This is a genomic window from Azotobacter vinelandii CA (genome assembly GCF_000380335.1).
GTDB classification, from domain to species: domain Bacteria; phylum Pseudomonadota; class Gammaproteobacteria; order Pseudomonadales; family Pseudomonadaceae; genus Azotobacter; species Azotobacter vinelandii.
This window is the reverse complement of the sequence record NC_021149.1, coordinates 1,741,592-1,759,526: the sequence shown is the minus strand read 5'-3', so window position 1 is coordinate 1,759,526 and position 17,935 is coordinate 1,741,592. Positions and strand designations below refer to the sequence as shown.

Below are 17,935 nucleotides of genomic sequence, written 5' to 3'. Positions count from 1 at the left end.
CTCCCCGCCCCGCCGCAAGGCCTGCTTCACGTCCTTCATGTCCGCCTTGTCGTCGAACGCCACGGCGCCGAATAAATCTCCCGAAGGCCAGTCCTTCCAGGGAACCTGCCGGGGGAACGAGACCGACGAGCGCGGATGCATCCGTTCTTGCAGCCCGGCGGGAATGCCTGCAAGCGCCTTCAGCGTCAGCGGTCGGATTTCATCGGCTGTCGAGCCAGACAGCGATTGACAACAAAACCTGCTTCGCACGGATAATGAAAAAAATTCTCATTTAGTGATATCGAAGCAGTACCGTGCCGACGACTTCCGATCCGAACGCCCTGCTGGCAACGCTCTACCGGGAAAACCATCGCTGGCTGCGCGGCTGGCTGAGCCGGCGACTACAGTGTCCCCAGGATGCGGCCGACCTGACCCAGGATACCTTTCTGCGTGCCCTGAATTCCCGACAGTTGGAACAGATCCAGGAACCGCGGGCCTTCCTGGGCACCCTGGCCAAACGCCTGCTGTGCAACCTCTGGCGGCGGCGGCAACTGGAGCGCAGCTATCTCGACGCCCTCGCCCAATTGCCGGAACGCTTCGCACCTTCCGAGGAAGATATCGCGCTGGTCCGCGAGGCCATCGAAGCCATCGACCGGTTACTGGACGGCCTGCCCCTGCGCGCCCGCCGAGCCTTCCTGCTCAACCGGCTGGACGGCCTCGGCCAACAGGCCATCGCCGAGCGGCTGGGCGTCTCCCTGGCAACGGTCGAACGCGACCTGCGACGCGCCTACATCCACTGCCTGACGCGGGACCCCGAACAGCCATGAAGCCTCCCCGACTGGATGCGCCGACCCAAAGCGCCGTGGACTGGACGCTGCGGCTCGATCCCGAGCGCGCGACCTCCGAGGATCGGCAGGCCTTCGCCGCCTGGCTGGCCGCCGATTCCCGCCATGTCGCCGCCTGGCAACGGGTCAACGGTTTGCTGCAACAGCCATTGGCCGACCTGCAACGGGCCGAGGTCCGCAGTCCCGGTCAACTGGACGCGGCCAAGCGAGCCCTGGATACGCCAGCCTCGGCCCAGCGCCGCCGCCTGCTGGGAGGGCTGTCGCTGCTGGCCCTCGGGCTGTCCGGCACAGCCGCCGTCGACCGGCTGGCGCCGCTGCACGGCCTGCTGGCCGATCACCACACCAGTACGGCGCAGCGCAAGAGCGTCACCCTCGCCGACGGCACGCAGCTGATCCTCAATGCGCGTACCGCGCTGGACGTGCATTTCAACGATGCCCGCCGGCGCATCCACCTGCATGAAGGCGAGCTGCTGGCACAAGTCGCCGCGGACCCGTTGCGCCCCTTCGTGATCGTCACCGCGCAGGGACAGGTGAAAGCCTCGGAGACTCGACTGCTGGTTCGCCAGGAGGCCGGGCGCAGCCTGGTCAGCGTGCTGCGGCAGGATGCCTGGTTGCAGCAGCGGGACGGCAGCGAAACCCTTCTGCACCCCGGCCAAGCGGCCTGGTTCGACGAACGGGGCATGCGACCGGCCGATGCCAGCCTGCTGACCCGCGCCACCTGGAGCCAGGGTTACCTGGAAAGCCGCGACGAACCGCTCGGCCGGCTGATCGAGGCCATGCGCCCCTACTATCCGGGATTGCTGCGGATCAGCCCGGCTGCCGCCGAGATCCGCACCTTCGGCATTTTCCAGGTGGACGACATCCAGCAGGCCCTGCGCTCGCTGGCGGAAACCCTGCCGGTGCGGGTAACCAGCTATGGCCCGCTGCTGACAACGATCGACCGGGCCTGACGGAAAACGCACGCTCATCGATCACACGAAAAAATTACGAATATTTCTCGAAAGCATGAGGGGTTTTCCCCGCCTCGTCGGACAGAGCAGACAAATATCCATCGCGAGGCTCCCTCATGCTCCCCCCCAATCCGCATCTCGGCTCCCTGGCTCTGGCAATCGCCATCGCTCTCGGCGTACAGGCTCATTCGGCATCGGCCCGGGAAGACGAACAGGCTTCCCAGGCCAGGCTACAGAACTTCGATATCCCCGCCGGCGCACTCGGCGACACCCTGGGCCAGATCGCCCGAAAGAGCGGCCGCACGCTGTCCGTCGACCCGGCCCTGCTGGAAGGCCTCGACGCTCCGGCCATCCGCGGCCAACTGAGCCCGGAAGATGCCGCGCGCCAGGCACTGGCCGGCACCGGACTGGAATTGCTGGTGACGGGTAGCGGCACGCTGAGCGTGCAACCGGTCGATGAAAAAACGGCGCAGTCGGGAGGGCGGATCGACGGCATCAGCCTGGATGCCATGACCGTGGAGGACAATGCCCTCGGCACCATCACCGAAAACACCAAGTCCTATACGCCCGGCACCATCGCGACCGCCACCCGGCTGGTACTGACGCCTCGCGAGACACCGCAGACCGTCACGGTCGTCACTCGCCAGCATATGGACGACTTCAATCTCACCAATATCAACAAGGTGATGGATCATACCCCTGGTGTCATGCGACACGGCACAGATAACTACCGGTCCTATTACTATGCCCGTGGCTACCAGATCCAGAACTTTCAATACGATGGTATTCCGGTTTTAACCGGTACTGACATGGGCAATACATCGGTCGATATGATCCAGTACGATCGAATCGAGGTCATCAAAGGAGCCAGTGGCCTGACTACCGGCGCGGGTACTCCGGGCGCCACTATCAACCTTGTGCGCAAGAAACCTACCCATGAATTTTCTGGACACGCCACGGCCGAATATGGCCGCTGGGATAACTACCGTACCGAATGGGATGTGGGTGGTCCCTTGAACGAAAGCGGCAGTATCCGCGGCCGTTTCGCGACAGCATTTCAGGATCAGCAATCCTTCATGGATCATTTCAAGGAGCAGACCCGTGCGCTGTATGGCATTCTGGAGGTGGATCTATCTCCACAGACCATGTGGACCATCGGTGCCAACTATGACAAAAGAATTCCGACCGGTAACAGTGCCGGAGGATTTCCACTTCTGGATAGCGACAACAATGAAATAAATATGTCTCGCTCCTTCAATCCCGGAGCGAGCTGGAGCCGGGTGGAGCAATTCAGCCATGCCTTCTTTACCCAATTGGACCATGAATTCGACAATGGCTGGAGTAGTCGGGTCTACTATACCTTCCAGAGAAATGCATATGATGCTAATTTGGGAGCTATTCAATACACACCCGATGCTGATGATGGCAATTCCGCTTTGGCTACCGGTCAATACAGGTACAAGATAAGAACTCAAGCGCTAGAGGGCTATGCCCGTGGACCTTTTGAACTATTTGGCCGTACCCATGAATTGGCAGTTGGCGTCAGTGGCTATCACAATCATCTCAAAGGCTCTGGGCATAACTACCGTATGGTGTCCATTGACAATTTTTGGGACTGGGACGGCAACGTAGGAAGGCCAGACTGGGGTGGTATCCTTTATCGTGCTGAAGATCGCGTCAACCAACGTGCCTACTATGCCAGTGGCCGTTTCAGTCTGACTGATGACCTCGCCGTGATTCTGGGCGGCCGGGTGACCAATTATCGTCGGGGTGGCGACAGCAATATGCGCGAAACGGGCGAGGTGGTTCCTTTCGCAGGTATCACCTACGACCTGAACGATAATTTTTCGCTGTATGCCAGCTATACCAAGATATTCCAGCCACAAAGTACCCGGGACGAAAGTTACTCTATACTCGATCCGAATGAAGGCGATAGCTACGAGGGCGGACTCAAGGGCGAATGGTTCAATGGTCGACTGAATGCCAGCCTGGCCTATTTTGAAATCCGCGAGGACAACCGTGCCGAGTTTGTGGGCTGGAATAGCGAACGAAACTACAGCATGTACGAGGGAAAGAAAGCCAAGACCAAGGGTATCGAACTGGAGGTCAGTGGTGAACTGATGCCTGGCTGGAATATTCAGGCGGGCTTTACCCATCAGGTCATTCGGGAAGATGAAACCAACGAGAAGCTGACGACCTTCGAGCCGGAGAACCAATTCAAACTCTATACAACCTATCGGTTACCCGGCAGATTGAACAAAATCACCATCGGCGGCGGTGGCAGTTACCAAGGCACGACCTGGCGGGATGGTACGGATGCTCTGGGTAATGACCATCAATACAGGCAGGAAGCCTTCTGGTTGGTCAATCTGATGGGTAAATATCAGATCACCGATAATCTTTCAGCCACACTCAACATCAACAACTTATTTGACAAGTATTATTATTCCAATTACGGGGAGTCATGGAATGGTATAGCCACCAAGACTTATGGCGAACCTCGTAATATGATGCTGACAACTCGTTGGGATTTTTAAGAAGAGCAAGACTGCACAGATAAGGACATCCGTAGCATTCAAGCCCCCCGACACCCCGGCCACCGCTCCGAACGAAAGCGCTGGCCGGTGCGCAGGATCAGGCCCCGCTCAGGTCGACCAGCGGCGTTTCGCGCACCTCGGTCGGACGCCCGGCCTGGATCTCGTCGATCCGTTGCAGGGCCCGCTCCACGTCCGCCTGGTCGGCGAGCAGCCTGAAGCCGAGCTGGAAGTGGCGCTGCTCCCTGGGGCCGATGCTCGGCACCAGCCCCAGCGAACGCTGGAAGCGGCGGTTGTAGGCGAAGCTGGTGCCGGGCTCCAGGCCGGTGACGTAGCCCTGGCGTTCGGTGTCGGTGTTCTTCCACAGGGAGAACACCGGCAACTGGCCGATATCGAAGGCGACCGCCACGCCCCGGTCGCCGGCGCGGTTGTGCAGCACCGCCAGGCTCTCGCCCAGCGCATCGCCGTAGGGAATCAGGTTGTAGACGGTTTCGTCGTAGCCCTCGGTCGGCCCGCGGTAGCTCTGCCACTCGGCCAGTTCGCCGCGCGCCCGTTCGTTGAACGGCGAAACCTGTCTGACCGGCGCGACGAAGCGCGCGCCCTGCTCCAGCAGCGGCGTGCCGAAGTTGTTGTGGTAGAGCGCCTGGTATTCCCTGGGGTAGTCGCCGCGATTGGTCAGGGTGTCGTCGAGGTCGAAGCCCAGCGAGCCCGGCTCGGTGCTCAGTTCGCTGGAAATGGCGAAGTCGACCTTCTTGAACGCCTGTTCCTTCAGTTCGCCGCGCAGGCGGATGGTATGCGGCGGCTTGCCGTCGATGCTCAGCACCACCCGCGAGGCCGGGATGTTCGACACCCGGCCGTGCAGGCTGAGCAGTTCGCCGTTGTCCACGCCGGGGTGGCCGATCCACTCGTAGCCGCAACGGGTGACCAGTTCGTTGAAGCCCTCCAGCCAGCCGAGGCCGCCGCGGGCGTCCCGCTCGATGAAGGCCGGGTTGACCACCTCGGCGACCGGCGAGTCCCAGCCCAGGCGGACGTCGCCGGCCACCGCGCGCAACACGTTCATGCCGCGGGTCGGCACCACGGTGATGGTCATGGCGCCGTTGTCGATGTCGATCAGGCTGACGCCTTCCTGGCGCCCGCCGTGCAGGGTGCGCAGGCTGACCGAGAAGGGTTTGGCGGTCTCGATGCCCAGTTGGCGGCTGTCGATGCGCCAGTCCTGCGGGGCCTTGTCGCTGTCGATCAGGACGAATTCATGGGCCGGCGCGGGCGTGGCGCTGGCGACGGCGCCCGGGCCGTCGAGGCCGGAATGCTTCTTCATGGTGGATCCCCGTGGTTCGATCGGGTTGTCGGCCGGGCGGCCGGGGCACAGGGAACGCGCCTCCGGCGCCCTCCCCATCCCCGCGGACACGGGCCGCGTGAAGATACTCTAGACGACCGGCGCCGGCTGGCCGGCCGGCATCGCCAGTTCATGGCGGCGCGGCAGGTCGGGACCGCGACGCTGGCAGGTCAGCGCCGCCGCCGCCTGGGCGAAGGCGAGCATCCGCTCGATGTGGCTCCTGTCCAGCGCATCGAGCGCGGCCGGGCTGTCGAAGCCCTGCTCGGCCAGGTAGGTGATCAGCGCCGCCTGGAAGGTGTCGCCGGCGCCCACGGTATCCACCGGAACGATCGCCTGGGCCGGGCTGGACCAACTGCCGTGGGCACGGTTGAACACGGTCACGCCGTGTTCGCCGCGAGTCAGGCACACCAATCGGCACTGGTGCTGCAGGAAGGCCTCGGCCGTCGCCAGCGGGTCCTGGCCCGGATAGAGCAGTAGCAGATCCTCTTCGCTGACCTTGACCAGGTGGGCGTGCCGGGCGAAGGCGCCGATCCGCTCGCGCCAGACGTCGAGGTCGGGTTCGACATTGAGACGGACGTTGGGGTCGAGGCTGATCAACAGCTCCCGCGAGGAGCGCTCCACCAGTTGCTGAAGGCTGTCCGCGGTCGGTCGCACGACCAGCGAATAGGAGCCGACATGGATGCCGCGAACTCCGCCGTCCAGTGCCGGCACCTGTTCCGGCCGCAGCTGGCGGTCCGCCCCGGAATGCCCGTAGAAGCTGTAGTGGGGCACGCCCTGGCCGTCCACGGCGACCAGACTCAGGGTCGTGGTGGCCGCATCGAGCGGGACCAGGTAGCGGGTCGAGACGCCCTCGTCCTCCAGTACCCGGCGCAACTGCTGGCCGAGAAAATCGCCGGAGATGCCGGTCAGCAGGGCGGACTCCACACCCAGCCGGCTGAGCCCCACCGCCACATTGAAGGGGGAACCGCCGGCAATGGCCTTGAAACCTACCTGCCGGGGCAATTCGCTCTGCGCGGGGTCGACGAACAGGTCGAACAGCGCTTCGCCGCATACTAGAAACATTGCGCACCTCTTGTTCTCGGATTTCGATGGTGCCGGGAAACCTGTTTTCCCGGCGCCTGCCGGCTCACTCGGCCTGGGCGGCCAGGGACACGGTGGACTCGGCCGGCTTCTGGGACAGTCCGTACAGCGCCACCACCACGTAGCAGAAGAACGGAACGATGAAAGCGGTCGCCATGCCGAAGTCGTCGGCGATCCCGCCCATGACCAGCGGCAGGAGCGCGGCGCCGACCAGGGTCATCACCAGGATGGAGCCGCCCCGGTTGGTCTGCCGGCCCAGACCCTGCACGCCCATGCCGAAGATGGTCGGGTACATGATCGACATGAAGAAATACATGCCGATCACCGCGACCACCGAAACCTTCTCCAGCGCCAGCATGGCGACGACGCTCAGGAAGGCGCAGGCGATGGCGTTGAACACCAGCAGGCTGCGCGCCGGGATGCGGCGCATCAGCCAGGTGCCGGAGAAGCGGCCGACCATGTAGCCGATCATCGCCAGCGACAGCAGGAAGGAACAGAACTGCGGCGTGCCGCCCTGCCAGTGATCCAGGGCGAAATTGATGAAGTAGGCGCCGACGCCGACATAGGCGCCGATGTTGCAGAACTGCGCCAGCAGGGCGAAGGTGAAGTTCCGGCGGCGCCACAGCGAGACACCCTCCTCGGCTTCCTCCGCGGCCTCACCGCCAGCCGCGCGCTCGCTGCCGACCTCGGGGATGGCGGTGCGGGCGAAGACCGCCATCAGTCCCACCACCAGCACGGCCAGCGTCACGTAGATCAGCGAAGTCGGCGCGATGCTGCTGCCGGCCAGTTCGAGCGGCGGCGCATAGAGCACCACGCCGCCGAGCATCGGCCCGAGGAACACGCCCAGGCCGTTGAAGGACTGGGCGAAGTTCAGGCGCTGCACGGTCTTGTCCGGGTCGCCCAGGGCGGCGGCGTAGAGATTGGCGGACACCTCCAGGCAGGCCAGTCCGCAGGCGAGGACGAACAGCGCGATCAGGAAGGCATCGAAGGTCTCGGCCCAGGAAGCCGGCACGAACAGCAGCGCGCCGACCGCGAACAGGGCCAGGCCGAGCAGGATGCCGGCCTTGTAGCCACAGCGCTCCATGAACAGGCCGACCGGCAGCGCCATGATGAAGTAGGCGCCGAAATAGGCGGTCTGGATCAGGCCCGATCTGGCCCGGGAAATGTTCAGGGTTTGCTGGAAGTGATGGTTCAGGACATCCAGCAGGCCATGGGACAGCCCCCACATGAAAAACAGCGCCGTCACCAGGACGAAGGCGAAGGTCGTGGAAACCGGCGCGCTCTTGCCGGACTCGGCTGGCGAGCGCTGTTGCTGATTGTTCATCGTAGCCTTCCTCTTGGAATTGTTTTCGGGTACGGACGGGCCGCGCCGGAGCGCGGCCCGCCGGATGCGAAAGCCGGTGCGGATCAGCCGCGATGACGGCCGCGGAAGTAGTCGATCAGGCCCTGGGTCGAGGAATCCTCGGCCGGCGGCGCCTCGTAGCTGGTCAGCCGGCCATAGACGTTCTTGCCCAGCTCCTTGCCCAGCTCCACGCCCCACTGGTCGAAGGAGTTGATCCCCCAGATCACCCCCTGGACGAACACCTTGTGCTCGTACAGGGCGATCAGCGCGCCGAGGCGGCTGGGGTTGAGGGTCTCCATCACCAGGGTGTTGCTCGGCCGGTTGCCGGGAATCACCTTGTGCGGCGCCAGGCGCTTCACCTCCGCCTCCGGCAGGCCCTTGGCGCGCAGTTCCGCCTCGGCCTCCTCGCGGCTCTTGCCGAGCATCAGCGCCTGGCTCTGCGACAGGCAGTTGGCGTACAGCCACTGGTGGTGGTCGGCCACCGGGTTGTGGCTGACCACCGGCACGATGAAGTCCGCCGGGATCAGCAGGGTGCCCTGGTGCAGCAACTGGTGGTAGGCGTGCTGGCCGTTGCAGCCGACGCCGCCCCAGATCACCGGGCCGGTCTCGCAGGAGACCGGGCTGCCGTCCTGGCGCACGCTCTTGCCGTTGGACTCCATGTCCATCTGCTGCAGGTGCTTGACGAAGTTACGCAGATAGTGGTCGTAGGGCAGGATGGCATGGCTCTGCGCGCCCCAGAAGTTGCCGTACCAGACGCCGAGCATGGCCAGCAGCACCGGCATGTTGTTCTCGAACGGCTCGCGGCGGAAATGGCAGTCCATGGCGTAGGCGCCGGAGAGCAGGTCCTTGAAGTTGGCCATGCCGATGGCCAGGGCGGTCGGCAGGCCGATCGCCGACCACAGCGAATAGCGTCCGCCGACCCAGTCCCACATCGGGAAGATGTTCTTCTCGCGGATGCCGAACTCGATCGCCGCCGGAATGTTGCTGGTCACCGCGATGAAGTGCCGGTACAGGCGCTCCTCGCTGCCGCCGCTGGCCAGGTACCAGGTGCGCGCGGCCTGGGCGTTCTTCAGGGTTTCCAGGGTGCCGAAGGTCTTGCTGGAGATGATGAACAGGGTGGTCTCGGCGTTCAGCCGCGCGGTCAGCTCGTGGAACTCGCTGCCGTCGATGTTCGCCAGGTAGTGGCAGCGCACGCCGTGCTGGGTGTAGGGCAGCAGCGCCTCGGACACCAGTTCCGGGCCCAGGTAGGAACCGCCGATGCCGATGTTCACCACGTCGGTGATGGCCCTGTCGCTGTAGCCGCGCCACAGCTTGTTGTGGATGCGCCCGACGATGTCGGTCATCTGCGCCAGGGCGGCGTGCACGTCGCGCATGATGTTGTGGCCGTCGATGAGCAGGCTGTCGCCCACCGGCCGGCGCAGGGCGGTGTGCAGCGCCGGACGCCGTTCCGAGGCGTTGACCGGCTCGCCGTCGAACATCGCCCGGGCGGCCTGCTCGACGCCGGCCTCGCGGGCCAGGTTGACCAGCAGGTCGCGGGTCTCCGGGGTGATGAGATTCTTCGAGTAGTCGAGGAAGAGGCCGCAACTGCTGGTGGAGAATTCGTCGAAACGACCGGGATCGCTCAGGAACGCCTCGCGCATGTGGAAATTCTGCATGGCCAGGCGGTGTTCCTGCAGCGCCCTCCAGGAAGGCAGGCTGGTGACGTCGAACGCTTGCTGGTAGTAGCTCATAGGAGTACGGCTTCCTTCAATCTGTCTTGGACTTGTCATGGATGCGGCCATCCTGGCGGTCCGCGTCCGGACCGGAGCGCTCCCTCGCGACCGGCTCCCTCAAGGGCTCCAGTAGATTTCCAGCCCGTCGCCGAGGAAGGCGCGGATCGGCATCCGCAGCGGATCGGCGCGCAGGGCCTGGCGCAGGGTTTCCAGCTTGGCCGGGCCCTGGATGGCCAGGCAGCGCAGCCGCGCCCGCGCCAGCAGCGGCCAGGTCAGGCTGATCCGCGGGTGCGGCGCGACCGGCGCGTGCATCGCCATGCACGGCTCGGCGCCGGTGCCGGCCAGCGCCTGGGCGAGGTTCGGGCTGCCGGGGAACAGCGAGGCGGTATGGCCGTCCTCGCCCATGCCCAGCACCACCGCGTCGACCGGCCGCTTGAGTTCGGCCAGCGACCGGCCGGCCAGACGCGCCGCCTCCTCCAGGCTGGCCGCCGGCTGGTAGAGGCCGAAAAAGCGCGCCGCGGCGGCCGGACCGCGCAGCAGGTGGCGGCGCACCAGCGCCTCGTTGCTGCCGTCCTGGTCCGGCGCCACCCAGCGCTCGTCGACCAGGCCGACCTGCACCCGGCTCCAGTCCAGTTCGCGGGCTGACAGCGCCTCGAAGAAGGGCACCGGGCTGCGCCCGCCCGACACCAGCAGGCTGGCGCGGCCGTCGCTGTCGATGGCCTGGCGCAGCACCTCGGCCACGCGCCCGGCCAGCTCCTCGGCCAGCGCGGCGCCATCGGCCAGCGGCCGGGTCAGCACCCCGGCGGGCAGATCGAGTTCAGAAATCTCCATACCAGTTCCTCCCGTCACGGGTGATCAGTGCGATCGACGACAGCGGCCCCCAGCTACCCGCCGCGTACGGCTTGGGCGCCTCGCCCTGCAGGCGCCAGCCGGCGATCAGCCGGTCGCACCAGCGCCAGGCGTACTCGATCTCGTCCTTGCGCACGAACAGGTTCTGGTTGCCCTTCATCACCTCCAGCAGCAGCCGCTCGTAGGCGTCCGGAATCCGCGCGCTGCGGTAGGTGTCGGAAAAATTCAGCTGCAGCGGACCGCTGCGCAGTTGCATCCCCTTGTCCAGCCCCTGCTCCTTGGTCATCACCTGCAGGGCGATGCTCTCGTTCGGCTGCAGGCGGATGATCAGCTTGTTGCCGATCAGCGGGCGCTGCTCCTCGGCGAAGATGTAGTGCGGCGGCGCCTTGAAGTGGATGACGATCTGCGACAGCTTCTGCGGCATCCGCTTGCCCGTGCGCAGGTAGAACGGCACCCCCGCCCAGCGCCAGTTGCGGATCTCCGCGCGCAGCGCGACGAAGGTCTCGGTGTCGCTCTGCGCGTTGGCGTTGTCCTCCTCCAGGTAGCCCGGCACCGGCTTGCCCAGGATGTTGCCGGCCACGTACTGGCCGCGCACCACCTGCTGGCTGAGCTGGGCGGCGTCGATCGGCGCCAGCGCCTTGAGCACCTTGACCTTCTCGTCGCGGATGCTGTCGGCCGACAGGTCGCCCGGCGGGTCCATGGCGATCAGGCAGAGCAGCTGCAGCAGGTGGTTCTGGATCATGTCGCGCAGTTGCCCGGCCTTGTCGAAGTAGCCCCAGCGGCCCTCGATGCCCACCTGCTCGGCCACGGTGATCTCCACGTGGGAGATGTGGTTCTGGTTCCACTGGGTCTCGAACAGGCTGTTGGCGAAGCGCAGGGCGATCAGGTTCTGCACCGTCTCCTTGCCCAGGTAGTGGTCGATCCGGTAGGTGCGGTCCTCGGGGAAATGCCGGGCCACCGCGTCGTTGACCTTGCGCGAGGAGGCCAGGTCGTGGCCGATCGGCTTCTCCAGCACCACCCGGGCGCGTCCGGCCAGGCCGACCTCGGCCAGCCCGGCGCAGATCGGCTCGTAGAGCGCGGCCGCGGTGGCGAAGTAGGCGATCAGCCGCTCGGCGGCGCCGACCCGGTCGGCCAGCGCGGCGTAGTCGCCGGGCTGGAGGAAATCCATCGACAGGTAATCCAGGCGGCCGAGAAAGCGCTGCAGCACGTCCTCGTCCAGCTCCGCGACGGGGACGTGGCGGCGCAGGTGCTCGGCGATGGTGTCCCGGGTCCCTTCGCCGGCATCGAGCGCCAGGGCCAGCAGCCGCGTATCCGGGCACAGCAGGCCGGCCCGGTCCAGTTGGTAGAGGGCGGGGAACAGCTTGCGCAGAGCCAGGTCACCCAGGGCTCCGAACAAGGCGAAGGTGCAAGGCTCGACAGTATGGTTAATGGCCATTATGCTTGTTCTTTTTGTAAAAGAAGCCACAATAAAACCATCAATGAAACGATTCATCAATACATAATGTTGTTATAAAAACAATTTTTTCACTAGAAAAGCATTATCGAATATTACGAAGCGGGTGCCGCCGGGCGGCCTCCCGCATCGACGCGCGGGAATCCGCCGCCACTGACCGAGAGAACGCCGCAGGCGACCGGGTCCACCGGATCGCATGCGGACAAGGCTCTGCGGCGAAAAAGGCTCAGCGCCCCTCGAAGCGCGGCGGACGCTTTTCCCTGAGCGCCCGCAGGCCTTCCTGGAAATCCGCGGAAGCCGCGCAGCGCCGCACGTCCGCCTCCACCGCCGCGCGATCCAGGCCGCCACCGGCGGCCGCGTTCAGGTGACGCTTCATCCCGACCAGCGCCAGCGGGGCCAGTTCCGTCAGCTCCGCGACCAGCGCCTCGGTCGCCTCGGCCAACCGTTCGCGGCTGTCGTACAAATGGGTGAGCAGGCCGACCTCCAGCATGCCCCGCGCGTCGAGCTTCTCGCAGGCGAGGATCAGCCGCTTGGCGGCGTTCAAGCCGAGGCGCGACACGTAGCGCCGGAACAGCCCGGCATAGAGGTGCAGGCCGAAGCGCGCCGCCGGCATGAGCATCTGCGCCGCCGGACCGCCGAGGCGGAAGTCGCAGGCCAGCAGGATATCGGTGGCGCCGCCGAACACCCCGCCCTGCACCTCGGCGACGGTCAGCGGACGCAGGTTCTCCAGGGCGTCGGCCACCGCCTCGAAACGCCCGCCGTCGCCGGCCGCGGCCAGGTCGTCGAAGCTGTAGCCGGCGCAGAAATGCCTGCCCTCGGCGCGCAACAGCAGTACCCGCACCTGCGGCGCCGCCTCGACGCGCGCCAGGCATTCCAGCAGCGCCGTCAGATCCGCCTCCTCCAGGCGGTTGGCCTTGTCCGGCCGGCGCAGGCGCAGGGTCGCCAGGGGACCGCAAATGTCCAGGGAAGGGATGTCGCCACTCATGAATCACTCCTGACCGAGCCAATCGATGCGCCCATTGTCGAGGCGCCCGGCGCCGGCCTCAAGCCGCCGATGGTCGTTCCCACGGCGAGCCCGGCTTGCGGTGCGGAGATTCTTGAGCGAACGTCAACAGGCCCCACAGGACTCTCGTCACCGCATCGGAGCGCACCATGAATTCCATCGACCGCCTCAAGGACTATCACAGCACCCGCCTGCAGGCGATGCGCTCGCTGTTCGAGATCGTCGAGCAGTCGAGCGAGGGCACGGTGATCGTCGACCGCGACGCGCGCATCGTCTGGATCAACGAACGCTACGCCCGGCGCTTCGGCCTCGCCGATCCGGCCGAGGCCCTCGGCCAGCCGGTGGAGCGTGTGATCCCCGGCAGCCTGCTGCGCGAGGTGGCGCACAGCGGCCAGCCGATCCTGCTGGACATGCTGGACACCCCGAAGGACCCGCTGGTGGTGATGCGCCTGCCGGTCCGCGACGAGGACGGACGCTCGATCGGCGCCATCGGCTTCGCCCTGTTCGACGAACTCAAGCGCCTCTCGCCGCTGGTCCGCCACTACCTGAGCCTGCAGGAGGAACTGGCCTCGGCCCGCTCCCTACTGCAGGCGCGCCAGGCCCGCTACAGCTTCGCCCAGTACATCGGCACCAGCGCCGCGGTCCTGGAGGTCAAGCGCCGCGCCCGTCGCGGCGCGGCCAGCGAGGCGCCGGTGCTGCTGCTCGGCGAGACCGGCACCGGCAAGGAACTGCTGGCCCACGCCATCCACGCCGCCTCGCCGCGCGCCCACCGGCCCTTCGTCAGCCTGAACATGGCGGCCATCCCGGAAAACCTGCTGGAGGCGGAGTTCTTCGGCACCGCGCCGGGCGCCTTCACCGGCGCCAGCCGCAAGGCGCGGCCCGGCAAGTTCCAGATCGCCCAGGGCGGCACCCTGTTCCTCGACGAGATCGGCGACATGCCCCTGCACCTGCAGGGCAAGCTGCTGCGCGTGCTGCAGGAGAAGGAATTCGAGCCGGTCGGCTCCAACGAGATCCTGTTCAGCGACGTGCGCCTGATCACCGCCACCTCCTGCGACCTGGAAGAGGCGGTGCGCCAGGGCAAATTCCGCGCCGACCTCTACTACCGGCTGAACGTGCTGCCGATCCACCTGCCGCCGTTGCGCGAGCGCCCCGAAGACCTGCCGGCGCTGTGCGAGGCCATCCTCGGCCAGCTCGGCAGCGACCATACGCTCAGTCCCGCCGCCCTCGCCCTGCTCGCCCGCCACGACTGGCCGGGCAACATCCGCGAACTGCGCAACCTGCTGGAGCGCGCCATCCTGCTCGGCGACGACCCATACCTGGACGAGGCCATGCTCGCCGCCGCCCTGGGACCGCTGCCGCCCCCCGCGCCGGCCGCGGTAGCGGCCGTCACCGGCGAGAACTACCGGCAGGCCATGCAGCGCTTCGAGCGCGAACTGCTGGAAAACGCCCTGGCGAGCGCCGGCAATGCCCTGGAGGCCGCGCGACGCCTGGGCCTGAGCCGCTCCACCCTGTACCGCCGGCTGGCCGCCCTGGGTATCTCGTCCCGTTAACGGGAATATCCCATGAATGGGAATCCCATAGCCCCACGCTTGCCCTGGGCACCAGCCCGACCTGCGACCACGCCTTTCCCAACTTTGGGAAATTGCCGCCAAAGCACATGAAAAAATCCTTGTAAATCAAGGAGCGCCAAAGCTGGCACGGAACTCGCCCTGTACCTTCCACGGTTTTCCGCTATTCCAAATAAAAACGACATCCCTGCCGTGGCGCGTTCCCGGCGCCGGCCATTGACGGCCTTCGTCCGACACGACAGGTTCAAGGAGACGTCCGATGAGCGTCATCGTCGCCCTCGCCGCCCTGGCCCTGCTCATGCTGGCGGCCTACCGCGGCTACAGCGTGATCCTCTTCGCCCCCATCGCCGCCCTCGGCGCCGTGTTGCTGACCGACCCCGGCGCGGTGGCGCCGGCCTTCAGCGGAGTGTTCATGGAAAAGATGGTCGGCTTCATCAAGCTGTACTTCCCGGTGTTCCTGCTCGGCGCCGTGTTCGGCAAGCTGATCGAGCTGTCCGGTTTCTCCCGCTCCATCGTCAGCGCGGCGATCCGCCTGTTCGGCACCCGCCAGGCCATGCGGGTCATCGTGCTGGTCTGCGCCCTGCTGACCTACGGCGGGGTGTCGCTGTTCGTGGTGGTGTTCGCGGTCTATCCGTTCGCCGCCGAGATGTTCCGCCAGAGCGACATCCCCAAGCGGTTGATCCCGGCGACCATCGCCCTCGGCGCCTTCAGCTTCACCATGGACGCGCTGCCCGGCACGCCGCAGATCCAGAACATCATCCCCAGCGCCTTCTTCGGCACCAACGCCTGGGCCGCGCCCTGGCTGGGGCTGATCGGCGCGCTGTTCGTGCTCGCGGCCGGCCTGCTCTACCTGCAGCGCCAGTTGCGCAAGGCCCGCGCCGCCGGCGAGGGCTACGGCAGCGACCTGCGCAACGAGCCGGAGACCGCCGCGGACCTGGTGCTGCCCAACCCCTGGCTGGCGCTCTCCCCGCTCCTGCTGGTGGGCGTCGCCAACCTGTTCTTCACCCACCTGATCCCCGCGCTCTACGGCAAGACCTACAGCCTGCAACTGGCCGGCATGGCCGCGCCGGTGCAGACCGACATCGGCAGGATCACCGCCATCTGGGCGGTGGAGGCGGCGCTGCTGCTGGGCATCCTGCTGGTGCTGGTCAGCAGCTTCGGCGCGGTGCGCGACCGGCTGGCCGAGGGCAGCAAGACCGCCGTCGGCGGCTCGCTGCTGGCGGCGATGAACACCGCCTCGGAATACGGCTTCGGCGCGGTGATCGCCGCGCTGCCGGGTTTCCTGGTGCTGGCCGACGCACTGAAGAGCATTCCCGACCCGCTGCTCAACGAGGCGGTCACCGTCACCCTGCTGGCCGGCATCACCGGCTCCGCGTCGGGCGGCATGAGCATCGCCCTGGCGGCCATGTCGGAAACCTTCATCGCCGCCGCCCACGCCGCGCAGATCCCCCTGGAAGTGCTGCACCGGGTCGCCGCCATGGCCAGCGGCGGCATGGACACCCTGCCGCACAACGGCGCGGTGATCACCCTGCTGGCGGTCACCGGCCTGACCCACCGGGAAGCCTACAAGGACATCTTCGGCATCACCCTGATCAAGACCCTGGCGGTATTCGTGGTGATCGCCACCTTCTACCTCACCGGCCTGGTCTGACAACATACGGAGACACCCCCATGACGATCCTCAGCGGCAAGACCGCCCTGGTCACCGGCTCCACCAGCGGCATCGGCCTCGGCATCGCCCACTGCCTGGCCGCCGCCGGCGCCAACCTGGTGCTCAACGGCTTCGGCGACGCGCAGCAGGCGCTGGAGGCGGTACGCCAGCACGGCCACGAAGCGCGCCACCATCCGGCGGACATGTCCAAGCCGGAGGAAATCGCCGCGCTGATGGCCTTCGCCGAGAGCGAGTTCGGCGCCGTCGACATCCTGGTCAACAACGCCGGCATCCAGCACGTGGCGCCGGTCGAGGAATTCCCGCCGGAGCGCTGGGACAGCATCCTCGCCATCAACCTCTCCTCGGCCTTCCACACCACCCGCCTGGCCCTGCCGGGCATGCGCCGGCGCGACTGGGGGCGGATCGTCAACATCGCCTCGGTGCACGGCCTGGTCGCCTCGGCGCAGAAGTCCGCCTACGTCGCCGCCAAGCACGGGCTGCTCGGCCTGACCAAGGTGGTCGCCCTGGAAACCGCGCAGACCCCCATCACCTGCAACGCGATCTGTCCGGGCTGGGTGCTGACGCCGCTGGTGCAGCAGCAGATCGACGCCCGCGTCCAGGCCGGCGGCGATCCCGCCGCCGCCCGTCACGACCTGCTGGCCGAGAAACAGCCGTCGCTGGAATTCGTCACCCCCGAGCAGCTCGGCGCGCTGGTGCTGTTCCTGTGCAGCGACGCGGCCAGCCAGGTGCGCGGCGCGGCCTGGAACATGGATGGCGGCTGGGCGGCGCAATGACGCCCGCCGGCGACGAGAACGGTGCAGCGACGATGGCCACGGCCACGGCCGCAACGACAACGACAACGACAACGACAAGGAAACACCCGGCCTGATCCGCATCGCGGCGGACGGCCCCGTACAACCAGCGGAGAGCACTCCATGAACAAGCTCTATCCCAGCGCCCAGACCGCCCTCGACGGGCTGGTGGAGGACGGCATGACCCTCGCCGTCGGCGGCTTCGGCCTGTGCGGCATCCCCGAGGCGCTGATCGCCGCCCTGCGCGACTCCGCCAAGGGAGGCCTCACCGTCATCAGCAACAACGCCGGCGTCGACGACTTCGGCCTCGGCCTGCTCCTCGCCACCCGGCAGATCCGCAAGATGATTTCCTCCTACGTCGGCGAGAACAAGGAATTCGAACGCCAGTACCTGGCCGGCGAACTGGAGCTGGAATTCACCCCTCAGGGCACCCTGGCCGAGAAGCTGCGCGCCGGCGGCGCCGGCATACCCGCCTTCTACACCCGGACCGGCTACGGCACCCTGGTCGCCGAGGGCAAGGAGACCCGCCAGTTCGACGGCGAATGGTACGTGCTGGAGAAGTCGCTGACCGCCGACATCGCCCTGGTCAAGGCCTGGAAGGCCGACAAGGCCGGCAACCTGCTGTTCAGGAAGACCGCGCGCAACTTCAACCCGCTGGCGGCGATGGCCGGACGGGTCTGCGTGGCCGAGGTCGAGGAAGTCGTCGAGACCGGCGAACTGGACCCGGACCGGATCCACCTGCCGGGCATCTACGTGCAACGCATCGTGCTCAACCCCAACCCGGAAAAACGCATCGAACAACGTACCCTGCGGAGTGCCTGACC

Annotated in this window: 14 protein-coding genes; 7 read left to right on the top strand and 7 right to left on the bottom strand. The window is 66.3% G+C overall.

Annotated elements, in window-relative coordinates:
• Nucleotides 1-293: 293 nt before the first annotated feature.
• From AVCA_RS08095 to AVCA_RS08085, 3 genes are all read left to right on the top strand, one after another.
• A complete protein-coding gene (locus AVCA_RS08095) occupies nt 294-806 on the top strand; it encodes a sigma-70 family RNA polymerase sigma factor (RefSeq protein WP_012700394.1) in 513 nt (170 codons plus the stop codon).
• Nucleotides 803-1,774 carry a FecR family protein gene (locus tag AVCA_RS08090; RefSeq protein WP_012700393.1) on the top strand — a complete coding sequence of 324 codons (972 nt, stop codon included), beginning with the start codon at nt 803-805 and terminating at the stop codon, nt 1,772-1,774. Before AVCA_RS08095 ends, AVCA_RS08090 begins: the two co-directional genes overlap by 4 nt.
• A 116-nt stretch (nt 1,775-1,890) precedes the next feature.
• Nucleotides 1,891-4,311, top strand: coding sequence for a TonB-dependent siderophore receptor (locus AVCA_RS08085; RefSeq protein WP_012700392.1), 2,421 nt, complete (start codon nt 1,891-1,893; stop codon nt 4,309-4,311).
• 97 nt (nt 4,312-4,408) lie between these two features.
• Here AVCA_RS08085 and AVCA_RS08080 read toward each other — a convergent pair whose 3' ends face one another.
• The 7 genes from AVCA_RS08080 to AVCA_RS08050 all read right to left on the bottom strand — a co-directional run bounded on the left by AVCA_RS08080 (nt 4,409) and on the right by AVCA_RS08050 (nt 13,062).
• A complete protein-coding gene (locus AVCA_RS08080) occupies nt 4,409-5,623 on the bottom strand; it encodes an aldose 1-epimerase family protein (RefSeq protein ID WP_012700391.1) in 1,215 nt (404 codons plus the stop codon).
• 108 nt (nt 5,624-5,731) lie between these two features.
• The gene (locus AVCA_RS08075; protein WP_012700390.1) at nt 5,732-6,703 is read right to left on the bottom strand and encodes a carbohydrate kinase family protein; all 972 of its coding nucleotides are present in this window, start codon (nt 6,701-6,703) and stop codon (nt 5,732-5,734) included.
• A gap of 64 nt (nt 6,704-6,767) precedes the next feature.
• Complete coding sequence (locus AVCA_RS08070) at nt 6,768-8,045, bottom strand: sugar MFS transporter (RefSeq protein WP_012700389.1); 1,278 nt, start codon at nt 8,043-8,045, stop codon at nt 6,768-6,770.
• 83 nt (nt 8,046-8,128) lie between these two features.
• A complete protein-coding gene (pgi, locus tag AVCA_RS08065) occupies nt 8,129-9,793 on the bottom strand; it encodes a glucose-6-phosphate isomerase (RefSeq protein WP_012700388.1) in 1,665 nt (554 codons plus the stop codon).
• A gap of 99 nt (nt 9,794-9,892) precedes the next feature.
• On the bottom strand, nt 9,893-10,606 hold the full coding sequence (gene pgl, locus AVCA_RS08060) for a 6-phosphogluconolactonase (RefSeq protein ID WP_012700387.1): 714 nt from the start codon (nt 10,604-10,606) through the stop codon (nt 9,893-9,895).
• Nucleotides 10,593-12,059 (bottom strand): glucose-6-phosphate dehydrogenase, encoded by a 1,467-nt coding sequence (gene zwf, locus AVCA_RS08055; RefSeq protein ID WP_012700386.1) that lies wholly within the window; start codon nt 12,057-12,059, stop codon nt 10,593-10,595. The genes pgl and zwf overlap by 14 nt, the downstream gene beginning before the upstream one ends.
• A gap of 244 nt (nt 12,060-12,303) precedes the next feature.
• On the bottom strand, nt 12,304-13,062 hold the full coding sequence (locus AVCA_RS08050; protein WP_012700385.1) for an enoyl-CoA hydratase/isomerase family protein: 759 nt from the start codon (nt 13,060-13,062) through the stop codon (nt 12,304-12,306).
• A gap of 167 nt (nt 13,063-13,229) precedes the next feature.
• Between AVCA_RS08050 and AVCA_RS08045 the strand changes: the two genes are divergently transcribed.
• The 4 genes from AVCA_RS08045 to AVCA_RS08030 all read left to right on the top strand — a co-directional run bounded on the left by AVCA_RS08045 (nt 13,230) and on the right by AVCA_RS08030 (nt 17,933).
• Nucleotides 13,230-14,630 carry a sigma-54 interaction domain-containing protein gene (locus AVCA_RS08045; protein WP_012700384.1) on the top strand — a complete coding sequence of 467 codons (1,401 nt, stop codon included), beginning with the start codon at nt 13,230-13,232 and terminating at the stop codon, nt 14,628-14,630.
• A gap of 277 nt (nt 14,631-14,907) precedes the next feature.
• The gene (locus AVCA_RS08040) at nt 14,908-16,299 is read left to right on the top strand and encodes a GntP family permease (RefSeq protein WP_012700383.1); all 1,392 of its coding nucleotides are present in this window, start codon (nt 14,908-14,910) and stop codon (nt 16,297-16,299) included.
• Between the two features lie 20 nt (nt 16,300-16,319).
• On the top strand, nt 16,320-17,093 hold the full coding sequence (locus AVCA_RS08035) for a 3-hydroxybutyrate dehydrogenase (RefSeq protein ID WP_012700382.1): 774 nt from the start codon (nt 16,320-16,322) through the stop codon (nt 17,091-17,093).
• A 141-nt stretch (nt 17,094-17,234) separates the two neighbouring features.
• Nucleotides 17,235-17,933 carry a CoA transferase subunit A gene (locus AVCA_RS08030; RefSeq protein WP_012700380.1) on the top strand — a complete coding sequence of 233 codons (699 nt, stop codon included), beginning with the start codon at nt 17,235-17,237 and terminating at the stop codon, nt 17,931-17,933.
• Nucleotides 17,934-17,935: the final 2 nt, after the last annotated feature.